We start from the raw sequence: 15,011 nt of genomic DNA, 5'->3' as shown, positions 1-15,011 counted from the left end.
TTTCATTTACATTAGTTCTTGTTAGAAAACATTACTTCCCCAGCTACAATCGTTTTTACAACATTTGCATCTAAAAGTTGTTCTTCTGTTCCTTCAAACAAGTCTCGGTCAAAAACAGTGAAGTCTGCATCGTAATTGACATCGATTTTTCCACGTGTCAATTCTTTTCCAATAGCGTATGCACTTCCAGTGGTATATAACGAAATGGCTTCAAAACGAGTTAACTTTTCTTCAGGTAAATAGCCGTCGTGTGTCTCACCCGGATTTCTTCTTGCCACTGCCGCATACATGCCAAGTCTTGGATCAACCGTTTCAATCGGTGAATCTGAACCACCACTACACACAATCCCTCGATCGATTAATTTTCTCCAAGCGTATGCCCAAGTCAATCGTTCTTCGCCCAGCCTTTCCTTCACCCAAGGAAAATCAGAAGTTACAAAACTCGGTTGGATGTCTAACACGACGTCTAGCTTTTCAATTCTACTCACCAAATTTTCATTTAGCACGTTTGCGTGAATCAGTCGATCACGTTTTCCTTTTGGCACTGGATGTAATTCGATAGCTTCTACAATCATTTCCATTCCAAGATCACCAATCGCATGAACTGCAATAGCTTCTCCGTAAGATCTAGCTTTCGCAACCAATGCATTCAGTTCTTGTTGTGAATGTATGTTGACCCCTTGTGTGGATTTATCATCCGCATAAGGTTTTGTCAGTAAAGCCGTTCGTCCACCAAGCGCTCCATCAATAAATATTTTCATCGCACCTGGCTCAATCCAAGGTTCCCTATAGGATGCACTTTGTATCATCTCATCAAAAACCAAGTGATGTCTCAACAAATGAATTCGGAACTTTTTATGTTCACCGAATGTTTGTTGAAATGCTTCAAGTGGTTTTGAGTAATCTCCATAGTAACTCATGTCTTCTGTATGAACACCCGTGAATCCTAAAGAAAGTAAATCTTCGGCTGCCATTTCTAGAGAAGTTCTTAATTGATCAACACTGACTTCAGGAATATGTTTTAAGATCAGTGCCTGTGCCCCATCCATTAAATACCCTGTAGGTTCTCCGAATTCATCACGAACAATTACGCCATCGCTTGGGTCGGGTGTGTCTTTAGTAATTCCTGCTATTTCAAGTGCTCTCGAATTCACAATCATTGCATGGCGACAAATGCGTTTTAGTACGAGTGGTGAAGTAGTAATTTCGTCTAATTCCGTTCGATGAAGAATCTTTTTATCAGAAAAATTGTTTTCATTCCATCCCTCTGCGACAATCCATTCTTGCGGATTCCGCTGTTCAAAGTGATTTTTCAAATGTTCCTTCATAGTCTCTGCAGATTCAAAAAGGGACAAATCGATATAGCGTAATTTATCTCCATGTCCGATTAAGTGAATATGACTATCAACGAATCCGGGATAGACGAATGATCCTTTTAAATCTAATTGATTGGCTGTTTCGTTCTTCAATTTTTCATATTTGCCCAATTGAAGAATTTTGCCATCTTCAATTAAGACCGCTTCAACATGGTCGCTTGGACTTTTCATTGTATAGAATTTCGCATTATGTAAAAGTTGCTTCATATTATTCACATCCAAAAGTTGATTTTGTATCAGTGTAAATGAAAAACCGATCTTTTCACAATGGAAAAGACCGGTTTGTTTCATAACTTTTGTTTTGTAGCTGCTAATTCAACTGCTCGAGCAACAACTTGGTGTACAGAAGGATCTAACGGATTCGGAATTAAATCCCCTGGTTTTGTATGATTGAAAATAGCTTGAGCCGCTGCTACAAGCATTGGATACGTAATTTCACTAGCCCCTGCGTCTAGTGCACCTCTGAAAATACCTGGGAAACCGATCGCATTGTTAACAAGACGACCATCCGCAGCATAAGCAGCTCCTGCCGCTAATGCATCTTCAGGCGTGATTTCAGGATTTGGATTCGACAACGCTAAAATGATTTGCCCTGGGCGAACCATACTCGGTTTAATCAGACCGGCTACTCCAGTCGTAGCCACTACGATATCACAAGTTGACATAATCTCTTCCAATGAAGAAAGTGTTTGGCCACCATAGCTAGTAAGTCGATCTAAAGCTTCTTGCTGACGATCGATACCGTAAACATTGTCAACACCATAAGCCATTAACATACGACATATCGCAAGACCAGCTGCACCTAAACCAATTTGGCCGATAACCGCTTTCTTAGGGTCCACTCCAGTTGCACGACAAGCAGATAATACCGAAGCAAGTGCTACTACCGCTGTTCCATGCTGATCATCATGCATAACTGGAATCGGCAATTCCTTTTTCAATCGCTCTTCGATTTCAAAGCAATGCGGAGAACCAATATCTTCAAGCAAGATCGCACCAAACCCTTGATGAATATGCTTAACTGTTTCAACCACTGAATCAATATCACTCGTATCAAGTAAAATAGGAATTCCGCTAATTCCTGCAAATTGATCAAATAAAACGGCTTTCCCTTCCATTACAGGCATCCCCGCAACAGGACCAATATTACCAAGTCCTAATATCGCCGTTCCGTCTGTAACGATCGCAACTGTGTTACCGATACTTGTAAAATAGCGTGCTTTATCTGGATCTTCTTGAATGTCTAAACACACACTCGCAACGCCCGGTGTATAAATTCGACGAAGATCACCTAAAGAACGTACATCGATGCGACTCTTCATGTGAATTTTTCCGCCTTCATGCGCTTTTAGTACATCATCTGTTACCGCATGAATATGAACATCTTCACTAATCGCTCGAACATTTTCAATTACTTGATCTAACTGTTCAAGATTTTCACATTTAACACTAATATCACGAATCGTAGACAGCGTGCCATCCTTGATAATTGTAATATCTCCTATATCTCCACCCGCTACCCCGATTGCAGTTGCTACTTTCGCAAAGTTCCCTGGTTTTGACGGTGTTTCAACGATTAACGTACGAATAATTTCTTGTAATGCCATAATATCCTCCTATTTTTTCTACGCATCTATGCTAGAAAAAGTCATTCGTCCATTATAGCAAATTTTTGAAGAGATTATTAGTAGTATTTATTTGTATTAATATTTAATTGTCACATCCGAAAAAAAAAGACCCTCAATAGAGAGCCTTCAGTTAAAACTAAATTTATTCAGTTAACTCATCTTCCAAGCTCGAATCACGATTTGCTTGAACATCTTCAACTACTATATTTGGTGGTGTGGAGATTGGTTCTGGAGTTGATTCTGTTGTAGGCTCTTCAACTATGTCTGTTTTCTCTTCAGTTTCTGATTCCGTTACAGGTTCAATAATTGGATCCGTGATTGGAGATGGTTCTAGAGTAGGAGTTACAGGAGCTGGAACCGTTTCACTGATTGGCTCTGGCTTTGTTTCAGGAACTTCTACTGGTTCACTTTTTGCTGGTGTTTCAGGTACAGGCACTACAACTGTTTCAGGAATTGATGCGGCAGCGCTATTCATTTGAGCGATTGCATTTTCTACAATTGAATTGATGTTTGATGTAATAGCAGCTTCTTGTTTGCTGTTATCAATATTAATGTTAGCAATTAAAATAGATGCATGTTCTCTCAATGAAGCAATTCGTTCCGATTTTACTTGCTCAGTAAACTGATAAAGATCATTTTCAGCAGCATCCATTTCAGCTTTAAGTTGTTGTTTCAAATCGGCTAATAAGATTTCTTTTTCCGCAGTTATTGCTCTATCAATTTCCCTGATGGAATCGGATTGTTTATTATTAAACCAATTAATTAACATGGTACTGACATCAGCATCTGCAAATGTCGTTTTCATACCACTTCCGATACCAAGTGTTAAAATGACAGCACCTATTAAAACGATATTTTTCTTGGTTTTGCGCTTCTTTTTATATTTTTCAACTCTACTATCCAATACAATACCTCCAGTTACAAGAATAAGGACCTCTAAAAAACGAGGTCCTTATTTAGTATGAAAAAACTAATTAAATGCCGTCAACTTCAGCTTGTAAAGCAGCTTTTGCAGCTTCCTCTAACTCAACTGCTTTTGCGTCAATAAGAACTTTTTGAGCAGCAACTAAAGCATCACGTTTAGCTGTGATTGTTAAACGAAGTTCTTCGATTTTAGCATCAATAGCATCAATAATATTTTCAGTAGTCGAATCTTCAAGTGAATTTAATTGACCTTGAAGCTCACCTTGGGCAGCACTAATTGCTTGTTGTAATTCAGCAACTGCATCTTCAGTATCGTCTTCTAAAGCAGTTGTTAAACTTGTACGTGCCGCGACACCTTGTGCTCCAGTATAATTTGTTAAATCATTATTTGCGTAATTTACTGCAGCAGTTCCAGCTTGATTAATTAAACCATCCGCAAATGTTTCAAGGGAAGCAAATTGACCAGCCATATAACCTTGAATATGAACTTTTTCTGCATTTATTGCATCGATATGTTCTTGTGCAGCTGTGTCAATGTTTCCGCTAGCAGTTGCTGTTGCGGTTGTGCCATCAGTACTAATACTATTTCCTGCTGCTGATTTTAGCCCATTATATTCAGAAGCTAAACCATTAATTCTGTTTTGTACATTTGTAGCAACATCACTTTGAATATTCCCAGAAGCAGTATTAAACTGACCATCATACCAATCTTTTAAGTTTGCCCCTGCATTAGAACTAGCGAAGGCTGCTCCTGCACCAGCTAATAATGTTACTGATACTGTACCTGCAATTACTTTACCTTTGATTGTTTTTAACATTTGAATGTCCCCTTTGTGGTGTGTTTTTTGAATGAATGTCCGCTTTTCGCATTATTCATTTGAATCCTCTTCACTTAAGACCTCTTCCAGAATTTCTTCTACACTCTGATCGAGTTCTTCTTCAATATTTGCATTTTCAGCATAGTCATCGAAGTTTTCTTTCTTTAATTCAGAAACGGTTTCATCTAAACGGTTTACAGTATCGTTTTGGATTCGACTTATTTCTAAAGCTACCTCTTTCACACGGTCCGCAGTGAAGCTAACAATTGAAGAGTCAATCGAATCTTTTGATTCTTCCATAATGCCTTGAAACTGCGTAAACACTTTAAAGAGTCCAACTGCCGTCTCTGCTCCTAATTTTCCGCTCTTCTTTTTAAATGAATGATCATACCAATTTGAGAGTTTGGTTGCTGGATCAACATTTGCATAAATCGATCCTGCACTAACCAGCACAGAGGAGGCAATTATAATTCCAATAAGCTTTTTCATAAATTCCTCTCCCTTCCAATTGCTATAAACATCTTTTCGTAGTAGAGCAATCGAAGCGAAATACTGGTACAAATGTTTTTACTAATAAACTGATTTGAATAGTTGATTCATATTCCCTCTCCCTTGGGGCTCTCAGGCCAAATTAATTTATAGTAAAAGTACAAAGTACTTAATACTCATAAAAATTATTCAAATAATTACATTTAAATGAATAAAAAGTTCTACTTATCAAACTTCTTTATTCACATGTAAAATTTACTTGAACCTTTTTTCCTACCACCTTAATTTAAATCAATTAAATTTATTAGTACATAGGAGGTTCTGTAAGCTTCTGTCGAAATCGTTTTTTTATTTGTAAGGAAAAGTCGAAACAATGGAAAAATATTCAATTTTTACAAAAAAGCAAAAAAAAAATGCTTGATTTTTATTTTTCCATTCCCTTCCACTTCATCATTCTCTCCAAAAATATATGTGTTTATAACTGAAATATGCAGAACTTTTTATTATTACCGAAAACAAATAAATTATGTATTCATCAATGGAGCTTTGATGATTCTATTACTAATAGTCCTAATGACACAAATTAATCAAAACTAACACTACTTCTGTAATGACTTAAATATATCTAGACACCAAATGAGATTAATACTTGAGCGATAATGTTGAAAAATTTTAATAGGATGTCATGGTTATAGGTCATCTGGCAAACTCTGTTTGGACAAAGAGACGGATAAGTAAAGGAAGCAGAGTGGAATAAAACAACCCCAATAAAAAACCAACCGTTGCAAGCTGCAACGGTTGGTTTTATTGTTCTGACATTTTTAAGTTTTTAAATCCTAGAATTAATTGTGCGAGGAAGCCTAGTCCACAAAAAACAATGGCTAAGTATCCGATCCAATCAATTGGATCTAGCATAAGCGTACGCAACACTAGTAAACCTAATAATAGCGCAATGGCAAAGTTCACTAAGTACGTTTTACTCGTATGAGAGAATTTCTTCATGATAATAAATACACTAATTCCTACAGCAATGATAAAGACTGATAAAGCCATTTCCACGTAACATACCCCTTTTTTACTTTAACTATAACAGAAAAAAACATCGCCCAACTTAGGTTGGGCGAATGTGTATTATTTTTTCAAGTTTTCGTTGTAGTCAACCCAGAAATCTGCATTTTTGATACCTAGTTTAGTAGGGTCAAAGACAGGATCCAAGCCTTCTTTCTTCTGTGCTTCATAGTCTTTCAGTGCAATAAGTGCAGGTTTGGCAATGATTAAGATGGCAATTAAGTTTAACCATACCATCAATCCTAAACCAACATCCCCTAGTGCCCAAGCAAGACCAGCTTCACGTACTGTTCCTAAGAACGCTGTAACAAGGATTACTATTTTCAGAACAAAAATCCCAATTTTTTCAGCATTCCCTTTTAATAAGTAAGCCACATTTGTTTCAGCCATATAGTAATAAGCCATGATTGTTGTAAATGCGAAGAAGAATAGTGCGATCGCAACGAAACCAGCGCCAATTCCTGTTCCAGGAAGCGCAAGATCAATGGCAGCTTGTGTATAACCAGGACCCGCTTCAATATCTGGTAAGTTTTCTACAACAAATGGGCCATCTCCATCATCTAGCTGAACATTATACATTCCTGTAAATAGGATCATAAATGCTGTTGCCGAACAAACTAGTAAAGTATCGATATATACTGAGAATGCTTGAACCAAACCTTGTTTTGCAGGATGTGATACTTCAGCAGCTGCTGCTGCGTGAGGACCAGTACCTTGACCAGCTTCGTTCGAGTAAATTCCGCGTTTAACACCCCAAGCAATTGCAGCACCAATCATCCCACCGAAAGTAGAATCAAAACCAAATGCACTTGAGAAAATCAATGAAATGACACCTGGTAATTCAGTAATATTCATTCCGATAATAACGATTGCCATTAACATATAAGCAATTGCCATGAATGGAACAACTAATTGCGCAACATGAGCAATACGTTTAACTCCACCCAAAATAATGATACCTAAAATGACAACGATTGCTGCACCAGTGATCCAACGCTCTAATCCAAATGCATTTTCCATTCCGATCGCAATTGAATTCGATTGAATACCTGGCATTAAGATCGACATTGCTAATAAAGCAGCTAGTGCGAATAGAATGGCATACCACTTCACGCCAATTCCTTTTTCTATGTAGTAGGCTGGACCACCACGGTATTGCCCTTGATCTTTCACTTTATAAATTTGTGCAAGTGTTGATTCAACAAATGCTGATGCTGCACCAATGAAGGCAATCATCCACATCCAGAACACGGCACCAGGACCACCAAATGCGATCGCCGTTGCAGTACCTGCGATATTACCAGTACCAACACGACCTGATAAAGCAATAGCTAATGCTTGGAATGAAGATACCCCTGCATCTGATTCTTTACCTTTAAAAATCTGTTGAACCATATCTTTCACTAAACGAACTTGAACAAAACGTGTAAGAATTGAAAATAAAAGTCCCACTGCTAAACATCCGTAAATCATCCACGGACCCCATAAAAAATTGTTTACTTGACCAATAAACTCTTCCATCTGTTCTCCCCCTTTGTATAGTTCACATTATTGTCACACAATTCACTATATTATAGATATTGTATGAACACAAGCCGAGAAATAGAAATAGTCTGAAAAAATATTATTTTAAGCTAATTTTGATAGATGAAGATAAAAAAAGAAAAAGCACAGTCAAGTGCTTTTTCTTTTGGTGTATTCTATTAAATAATATAACCTATAGAACGCAGAACATTGTGCATAAATGATTCCGTGTAATAATAAACATTTTCACGCTCTGGCTCATGAAATAAATCATGATAAGCATTTTTCCATTCTTTAAATTGATACTCACATAATTTTTGTTTGCTCAGCCAGTTTTCACTAAAAACTGGATCCGTTACTTTATCACGTTCACCGGTCATTAATAATACCGGGATATTGGAGATTGATTCAACACTACCAACCGTATTTTTCTTCAAATTTTGTAATTCTCTATACCACTTTAATGTAATTTTATTTGTAAAAAGTGGATCGTCTTTTTCTTGTACATATACATCATAGTTACGTGTCAATTCTTTTATTGAAATTTCATGAGTACTCTTCATATGATCTGCTAGCTTGCCCATATTCGCTAGAGCCCCAGATAATTTAGATGGCTGGATACGTAAATTTAACCATGGTGAGGTCAAAATGACACCTGCACATTCAATAGAATGAGTTTGTAATGCATGCATAACCAAAGTCGCTCCCATTCCATGTCCCATAACAAATACGGGTAAGGAATCCGCCATGGAAACTTCGACTAGTTGTTTGACGTATTTAGAATACAACTCAAAATCTTCGTCATGTGCCTCATTTAATGAAGAATCTTCACCGTGACCTGGGAGATCTCCCATCACCACATGAAAACCCGATTTTCTAAATTGTTCAATCGTCCATGCGTAACGACGATGATGCTCATATGCACTATGTACAATAGCTATGACAGCTTTTGCTTTACCTTCTGCTTCCCATTTCCACATGAACATCTTCCCCTTTTACTAAATGCTATTAATCCTTTTATTATACCATTATCCTACTGGATAATATGATGGATAAAATAGGCTTTCACTCTATTCTAGTTATGATTCCCTCTTTTTTAGTATAATGAAACTTAGCTAAACGAAGAAATGAGGTCATTTAATGATTTACCCTTTTAATGGAAAGACTCCTGAAATTGATGCATCTGTATATATAGCTGATTTTGTGACAATTAGTGGGGATGTCACGATTGGTCCAGAGTCTACGGTATGGTTTAATACGGTCATCCGTGGAGATGTGAATAAAACGATTATCGGTAATAAGGTAAACATTCAAGATTTATGTTGCTTGCATCAAAGTCCAGCTTTTCCATTAATTTTAGAAGATGAGGTTACGGTAGGTCATCAAGTGACTTTACATAGTTGTACGGTGAAACAAGGTGCTTTAATTGGTATGGGGTCGATTGTGTTAGATGGAGCTCTAATCGGAGAAGGAGCGTTCATTGGCGCTGGCAGTTTAGTCCCACCCGGTAAAATGATTCCGCCGGGTGTACTGGCTCTTGGGAGACCTGCTAAAGTAGTCAGAGATTTAAACGATGAAGACCGTAAGGATATGGAACGTATTGTTCGAGAGTATGCCGAAAAAGGACAAATTTATAAAGCCATGCAAAAGGGTTAATAGAATTAAAAAAGCTGTTCCGAATTATTCCGGAACAGCTTTTTCAATTAAACGCCTGCTTTTTCTTTTAATGCAGCAGCTTTGTCTGTTTTCTCCCAAGGAACATCTATGTCTGTACGACCAAAGTGTCCATATGCTGCAGTTTGTTTGTAGATTGGACGACGAAGGTCTAACATTTTGATGATTCCAGCTGGACGTAAGTCGAATAATTCGCGAACCATTTCAACCATTTTCGACTCATCAACTGTACCCGTTCCAAATGTATCAATAGCAATCGATACAGGTTGAGCAACACCAATTGCATATGCTAATTGAACTTCACAGCGATCAGCAAGACCAGCTGCTACGATGTTTTTAGCAACATAACGTGCTGCATAAGCTGCTGAACGGTCAACTTTTGTTGCATCCTTACCAGAGAATGCTCCACCACCGTGACGAGCATAACCACCGTAAGTATCAACGATAATTTTGCGCCCTGTTAAACCTGCATCTCCTTGTGGTCCACCAATAACAAAGCGACCAGTTGGATTAATGAAGTATTTTGTGTTTTCATCAATTAATTCTGCAGGTACAACTGGATTAATAACATGTTCTTTAAGGTTGCGTTGGATTTGTTCAAGCGTTACTTCTGGATGATGTTGAGTAGAAATAACGATTGTGTCAATACGCAATGGTTTGTTGTTTTCATCATATTCTACAGTTACTTGTGTTTTACCATCTGGACGTAGGTAAGAAAGAATCTCATCTTTACGAACCAAAGCTAAACGACGAGCTAACTTGTGAGCTAAACTAATTGGAAGAGGCATTAATTCTGGCGTTTCATTACATGCAAACCCAAACATTAATCCTTGGTCTCCAGCACCGATTGCTTCAATATCATCATCTGACATAGAACCTTCACGAGCTTCTAATGCTTGGTCAACACCCATTGCGATATCGGCAGACTGCTCATCAATTGCTGTTAAAACAGCTGATGTTTCTGAGTCAAAACCATATTTTGCACGAGTATAACCAATTTCACGAACTGTTTCACGCACTACTTTTTGAATATCAACATAAGCTGACGTTGTGATTTCTCCAGCTACAAGAACTAATCCTGTTGTAACTGTTGTTTCACATGCCACACGTGCATTTGGATCTTCTGTTAAAATAGCATCTAATATTGCATCTGAGATTTGGTCACAAATCTTATCCGGATGCCCTTCTGTTACTGATTCTGATGTAAATAATCGACGAGTTGTCATTATTAATTCCTCCTATATCCTTCGAGATTTCTCTCGGAAAATTCAAACGGTACTCATTTCCCATGTCAAGCTTTACTCGATTGAATAAAACCTTCCGCCGTTTCGGGCTTCTACACGAGGATAAAGGGAGATGTCTGTGTTAAATCATCCATTTAAATGCAATTTAGTGAGATAGCATAAAAAAAACCCTCTCTCACGTCAATTACATGAGGAAAGGTATGATTTAGTAGGCACCTTTCACTCTTATCATCCAAGGAATTCACCTTGCTTCAGGTTCAGCACCTTCGCCAATCATATGAAATCATATAATCGCAGGTTGCCGGGTTTCATAGGGCCTGACCCCTCCACCAGCTCGGGATAAGAGTATCCGTTCAGTTTTACATCATAATAAACAATTTCGACAATGTCAAACATTTTATGCACATTAATTTTGACAAGAAATATCTATATTTTATACAGGCTATTAGTGTAGATTATTAAACGGAATGTGTTATACTAATTCTCGAATCAAAATTACCCCATTTTATCGGGAATACTTGAAAAAGGAAGGTACATATACATGAATTCAGTGAACACAATTACCGAGCTGAACGAATTGTTAAATGGCCAAAACGTGCACGTTCAACTTTCAGTACCACAATTAGTGGAGAAAGCAACATCACGCGGAGAAGCTGTCTTAACATCAACAGGTGCTGTAAAAGCGGAGACTGGAAAATACACAGGTCGTTCGCCTAAAGATAAGTACATGGTTGAAGAAGACATTTCAAAGGACAAAATTGACTGGGGTCCTGTTAATCAACCCATCTCATCTGAAATTTTTGACTCATTATATAAGAAAGTAATCGATTACCTAAAAACAAAAGAAGAATTATTTGTGTTTAAAGGATTTGCTGGTGCAGACAAACAATCTCGCTTATCTTTACAAGTGATTAACGAATATGCTTGGCATAACCTGTTTGCTCACCAATTATTTATTCGCCCTTCTGCAGAAGAGTTAACTACTCACGAAGCAGATTTCACAATTGTATCAGCTCCGACTTTTAAAGCAAATCCAGCAGTTGATGGTACATCTTCAGAAACTTTCATCATGGTGTCTATGGAGAAACGAATTATTTTAATCGGTGGTACTGAATATGCTGGTGAAATGAAAAAATCGATCTTCTCGATTATGAATTACTTATTACCTGAACAAGGTATTCTTCCTATGCACTGTTCTGCTAACGTTGGAGAAAAAGGCGATGTTGCTTTGTTCTTCGGTTTATCAGGAACAGGTAAAACTACCTTATCAGCTGATGCTGATCGCAAACTTATCGGGGACGATGAGCATGGTTGGTCAGACAATGGCGTCTTCAATATTGAAGGCGGATGTTATGCAAAAGCGATTAATTTAACACATGAAAATGAACCGCAAATTTATGATGCCATCCGTTTTGGTTCCGTTTTAGAAAACGTAGTTATAGACTCAGAAACTAGAATTGCTGATTACGATGATATTTCATTAACTGAAAATACACGTGCAGCGTACCCGCTTCAAGCAATTGATAATATTGTCGATCCATCTGTAGCTGGTCATCCAAAAACAATTATTTTCTTAACTGCTGATGCATTTGGCGTATTGCCTCCAATCAGTAAACTCACGAAAGAGCAAGCAATGTATCACTTCCTAAGCGGTTTCACATCGAAACTTGCAGGAACTGAGCGTGGAATCACTTCACCTCAAGCTGCTTTCTCAACATGTTACGGTTCTCCATTCTTACCACTACCTGCAACTGTTTATGCAGAAATGTTAGGTAAGAAAATTGATGAGCATAACTCACAAGTATTCTTAGTTAATACCGGTTGGACTGGTGGAGAATACGGCGTTGGTAGCCGCATGAAATTATCTTATACAAGAGCTATGGTTCGTGCAGCACTTGAAGGAAAACTAGATAATGTGGAAACAAACAAAGGTTCAGTCTTTGGTTTAGCAATTCCTACAGAAATCCCTGGCGTTCCAACAAACGTGTTAAATCCACGCGATGCCTGGGCAGACACAGATGCTTACGACAAGAAAGCAAAAGAATTGGCTGATCAATTCCGTGAAAACTTCAAAAAATTCGGATCAGTTTCAGAAGATATTTCTTCTAAAGGTGGACCAATTATTTAATCAAAAAGAGCTTGCACATTAACTTGTGCAAGCTCTTTTTTAGGTTTAAAAGGTTAGTTCTTATCATTAGCATTCATTTCAATTAATAGATGTGCGGCTACTTATTTCACTTCAAATAATTGATGTCAACGATATTTTTTCTTCTGTTAAAGAAATTGGCTTACATATGCTTTTACTGATTGTAATTGAGGCGGCGACTCCGGCGGAATCAGCAAGAAGTGAAGACCCTGGACTGAGCCTCGCGAGGGAAGCGGCTGAGGAACACAGACTAAGAATGCCACATCGTGTGGCAACGTCTGTGAAACCAACATCCTGTTGGCCTCCGCGGAAAGCGTCCGGCGAAATGGAAATCAGCATTTTTTTGTCTGTAATATGAGAGCTGCAGATTCTTAATGTGTGATACTCTAAGTCACATTAAATGTTCTTTAAAATATTCTGACTCGACATCTTCAGGAAAAATCGCTTTAAATGTCTCCGCTTCCTTTTCATCTATCCCGTACAAACTAATTTCAGAACCATATTGGCCAATTTCCAACATTTGCGTCGTTTCTTTATAGAATAGCAACGTAAACCATTTTAATCCCCCATTTTCATCAATGGAGTTATTTCGCAAAAACTCTCGATTTTCTTCGTTCAAGGTTACGGTATAAGCTATAATCAAATTTTGATCTTGAATTAACGAAGCAATCTTTTCAAGTTCCTCCATATGTTTGGGCTCTTCTTTCCAACAATGAATTTCTACTGAACTGAAATCGGTGGTGTATGTATCCCAAAGTTCTTGCCAATAAGACGTCGTAATCGGAAAAGATGTTTTGTGTTCAGAATGGGTTGTTTCTAATTGAATTTTAATATGTTTCATGACAAATCTCCTCTCGCATTTCTCATCCACTGTGTTAAATCTCTTACTGTTTGTCTATTTACTGCTGGTGGGAAGTGATGCTTATATTCTTCAAAATACCAAGTTTTCACTTCATTCTTTGATTGCGAAAGTTTAGCTTCGAGTTTCTTTGCATGTTCTAAACTTACATGCTGATCTTGCAAGCCATGAATAATCAGTACTCGTGACGTAAATTCATCCATGTAATTCAATGGTGTTCTTGCATGATAAAGCTCGGGATGATTGGTAGGAGTACCACCAATAACTCGTTTCATCATTCGTCTCATATCTTTACGTTCATCATACGTTAAGGCAGCATCTGTAACTCCTGCCCATGTAACCACAGAGGCAATATCATTACGTAAAATGGCTGTCCAAAGGGCCATGATTCCTCCCCTAGAAAAAGAAAAGATATGTATTCTATGTACCTTCAGAAAAAGCTTTAACACATCTACAGCGTGTACGGCATCATATCGATCATCACCTGCAAACTCATCAAAGCCTTCTCCGCCACGATTTCCTCTATAATAGGGTGCGAAAACGACGAAGCCTTGCGCAGCAAATTGAGCGATTCGGCTAGGTCGAACCATGCCAACTCGCTGAATTCCCCCACGTAAGTATAGAATCCCTTCATAAATACCTTTTCCTTTTGGCTCTGCAAGTAAACCTTTTACTCGTAAACCATTGGACCAATAAATAATTTCACTTAGTTGGATACTCGGATTTGGACTTGGGTAAGGCTGTTTAGAGAAGATTTCACCGCTTTGCTTCATTCAGCATCACTCTTTCCAACATTTTTTTCATACCTTCGTCTCTCATATGAAAACTTAAATTTTCCTCTTTGTTAAATTCAGTTAAAGTCATCCATTTATAGCCATCTGTTTCAAACTGTTTATTCATTTTCACTATGTGATTTACTGTAGCTCTATATACGACTTTCCGAAATGGAGGTACTGTATGAACCGTATATTCTGCAAACCAACTCACATCTGTTAAAGCTGCACCGGTTTCTTCATAGGTCTCTCTTTTTGCAGCTTCTACTAATGTCTCGCCTTCTTCGACCTTTCCACCAGGGAACTCAATCCCTCGCTCTGGATGTTTCGTTACTAACCACTTATCTTGTTTATTAGCAAGTATCAGAACATGTTTCGCAGGTATGGAAAACGTATCTGGAACAAATGATAAAGTGACATCATATCCATTTAAATCTTTAAAAAAATACATGCCTTCTACACCCCTTTCATTAAAGTGTAGCGAAGGC

The 15,011-nt window shown here is 37.9% G+C and carries 14 protein-coding genes and 1 riboswitch; of the genes, 2 read left to right on the top strand and 12 right to left on the bottom strand.

The features are described from left to right. Window positions 1-11 precede the first annotated feature (11 nt). The 8 genes from ACHUE4_RS05375 to ACHUE4_RS05340 all read right to left on the bottom strand — a co-directional run bounded on the left by ACHUE4_RS05375 (window position 12) and on the right by ACHUE4_RS05340 (window position 8,807). A complete protein-coding gene (locus tag ACHUE4_RS05375; protein ID WP_394188347.1) occupies window positions 12-1,583 on the bottom strand; it encodes an amidohydrolase in 1,572 nt (523 codons plus the stop codon). Window positions 1,584-1,663: 80 nt separating this feature from the next. Next, window positions 1,664-2,983: an NAD-dependent malic enzyme gene (locus tag ACHUE4_RS05370; RefSeq protein ID WP_394188346.1), complete on the bottom strand. Its 1,320-nt coding sequence runs from the start codon at window positions 2,981-2,983 to the stop codon at window positions 1,664-1,666. Window positions 2,984-3,146: 163 nt separating this feature from the next. Next, window positions 3,147-3,908 carry a hypothetical protein gene (locus ACHUE4_RS05365; protein WP_394188345.1) on the bottom strand — a complete coding sequence of 254 codons (762 nt, stop codon included), beginning with the start codon at window positions 3,906-3,908 and terminating at the stop codon, window positions 3,147-3,149. 70 nt (window positions 3,909-3,978) lie between these two features. Beyond that, window positions 3,979-4,746, bottom strand: a complete 768-nt coding sequence (locus ACHUE4_RS05360; RefSeq protein WP_394188344.1) for a hypothetical protein — start codon at window positions 4,744-4,746, stop codon at window positions 3,979-3,981. Window positions 4,747-4,797: 51 nt separating this feature from the next. Then, entirely contained in the window at window positions 4,798-5,235 is a 438-nt protein-coding gene (locus ACHUE4_RS05355; RefSeq protein ID WP_394188343.1) for a hypothetical protein, read from the bottom strand. Between the two features lie 804 nt (window positions 5,236-6,039). Then, the gene (locus tag ACHUE4_RS05350) at window positions 6,040-6,288 is read right to left on the bottom strand and encodes a hypothetical protein (RefSeq protein ID WP_394188472.1); all 249 of its coding nucleotides are present in this window, start codon (window positions 6,286-6,288) and stop codon (window positions 6,040-6,042) included. Window positions 6,289-6,366: 78 nt separating this feature from the next. Then, window positions 6,367-7,824, bottom strand: coding sequence for an alanine/glycine:cation symporter family protein (locus ACHUE4_RS05345; protein WP_394188342.1), 1,458 nt, complete (start codon window positions 7,822-7,824; stop codon window positions 6,367-6,369). A gap of 182 nt (window positions 7,825-8,006) precedes the next feature. Next, window positions 8,007-8,807, bottom strand: coding sequence for an alpha/beta hydrolase (locus ACHUE4_RS05340; protein ID WP_394188341.1), 801 nt, complete (start codon window positions 8,805-8,807; stop codon window positions 8,007-8,009). A gap of 160 nt (window positions 8,808-8,967) precedes the next feature. Between ACHUE4_RS05340 and ACHUE4_RS05335 the strand changes: the two genes are divergently transcribed. Then, a complete protein-coding gene (locus tag ACHUE4_RS05335; RefSeq protein WP_394188340.1) occupies window positions 8,968-9,483 on the top strand; it encodes a gamma carbonic anhydrase in 516 nt (171 codons plus the stop codon). A gap of 47 nt (window positions 9,484-9,530) precedes the next feature. On the opposite strand, the gene metK is transcribed toward ACHUE4_RS05335, so the two are convergent. Next, complete coding sequence (gene metK / locus ACHUE4_RS05330) at window positions 9,531-10,727, bottom strand: methionine adenosyltransferase (protein WP_394188339.1); 1,197 nt, start codon at window positions 10,725-10,727, stop codon at window positions 9,531-9,533. Window positions 10,728-10,967: 240 nt separating this feature from the next. Further along, a riboswitch (SAM riboswitch) is annotated at window positions 10,968-11,091 on the bottom strand. Window positions 11,092-11,286: 195 nt separating this feature from the next. On the opposite strand from metK, the gene pckA reads away from it, so the two are divergent. Beyond that, window positions 11,287-12,873: a phosphoenolpyruvate carboxykinase (ATP) gene (gene pckA, locus ACHUE4_RS05325; protein WP_394188338.1), complete on the top strand. Its 1,587-nt coding sequence runs from the start codon at window positions 11,287-11,289 to the stop codon at window positions 12,871-12,873. A gap of 409 nt (window positions 12,874-13,282) precedes the next feature. Here pckA and ACHUE4_RS05320 read toward each other — a convergent pair whose 3' ends face one another. From ACHUE4_RS05320 to ACHUE4_RS05310, 3 genes are read right to left on the bottom strand one after another with little or no spacing between them, the layout of a single operon-like run. After that, window positions 13,283-13,732, bottom strand: a complete 450-nt coding sequence (locus ACHUE4_RS05320; RefSeq protein ID WP_394188337.1) for a hypothetical protein — start codon at window positions 13,730-13,732, stop codon at window positions 13,283-13,285. After that, entirely contained in the window at window positions 13,729-14,523 is a 795-nt protein-coding gene (locus ACHUE4_RS05315; RefSeq protein WP_394188336.1) for an alpha/beta hydrolase family protein, read from the bottom strand. Before ACHUE4_RS05315 ends, ACHUE4_RS05320 begins: the two co-directional genes overlap by 4 nt. Beyond that, window positions 14,507-14,974, bottom strand: coding sequence for an NUDIX domain-containing protein (locus ACHUE4_RS05310; RefSeq protein WP_394188335.1), 468 nt, complete (start codon window positions 14,972-14,974; stop codon window positions 14,507-14,509). Before ACHUE4_RS05310 ends, ACHUE4_RS05315 begins: the two co-directional genes overlap by 17 nt. Window positions 14,975-15,011 lie beyond the last annotated feature (37 nt).

The organism is Paenisporosarcina quisquiliarum (assembly GCF_043641925.1).
Classification (GTDB): Bacteria; Bacillota; Bacilli; order Bacillales_A; family Planococcaceae; genus Paenisporosarcina; species Paenisporosarcina quisquiliarum_A.
The sequence above is the reverse complement of the archived record's forward strand: the minus strand, read 5'-3'. Positions and strand labels throughout refer to the sequence as shown.

Excerpts from the sequence above, each read along its gene's own strand:
- ACHUE4_RS05375 (WP_394188347.1), bottom strand. The coding sequence starts at position 1,583 with ATGAAGCAACTTTTACATAATGCGAAATTCTATACAATGAAAAGTCCA.
- ACHUE4_RS05370 (WP_394188346.1), bottom strand. The coding sequence starts at position 2,983 with ATGGCATTACAAGAAATTATTCGTACGTTAATCGTTGAAACACCGTCA.
- ACHUE4_RS05360 (WP_394188344.1), bottom strand. The coding sequence starts at position 4,746 with ATGTTAAAAACAATCAAAGGTAAAGTAATTGCAGGTACAGTATCAGTA.
- ACHUE4_RS05355 (WP_394188343.1), bottom strand. The coding sequence starts at position 5,235 with ATGAAAAAGCTTATTGGAATTATAATTGCCTCCTCTGTGCTGGTTAGT.
- ACHUE4_RS05350 (WP_394188472.1), bottom strand. The coding sequence starts at position 6,288 with ATGGCTTTATCAGTCTTTATCATTGCTGTAGGAATTAGTGTATTTATT.
- ACHUE4_RS05345 (WP_394188342.1), bottom strand. The coding sequence starts at position 7,824 with ATGGAAGAGTTTATTGGTCAAGTAAACAATTTTTTATGGGGTCCGTGG.
- ACHUE4_RS05340 (WP_394188341.1), bottom strand. The coding sequence starts at position 8,807 with ATGTGGAAATGGGAAGCAGAAGGTAAAGCAAAAGCTGTCATAGCTATT.
- ACHUE4_RS05335 (WP_394188340.1), top strand. The coding sequence starts at position 8,968 with ATGATTTACCCTTTTAATGGAAAGACTCCTGAAATTGATGCATCTGTA.
- metK (WP_394188339.1), bottom strand. The coding sequence starts at position 10,727 with ATGACAACTCGTCGATTATTTACATCAGAATCAGTAACAGAAGGGCAT.
- pckA (WP_394188338.1), top strand. The coding sequence starts at position 11,287 with ATGAATTCAGTGAACACAATTACCGAGCTGAACGAATTGTTAAATGGC.
- ACHUE4_RS05320 (WP_394188337.1), bottom strand. The coding sequence starts at position 13,732 with ATGAAACATATTAAAATTCAATTAGAAACAACCCATTCTGAACACAAA.
- ACHUE4_RS05315 (WP_394188336.1), bottom strand. The coding sequence starts at position 14,523 with ATGAAGCAAAGCGGTGAAATCTTCTCTAAACAGCCTTACCCAAGTCCA.
- ACHUE4_RS05310 (WP_394188335.1), bottom strand. The coding sequence starts at position 14,974 with ATGTATTTTTTTAAAGATTTAAATGGATATGATGTCACTTTATCATTT.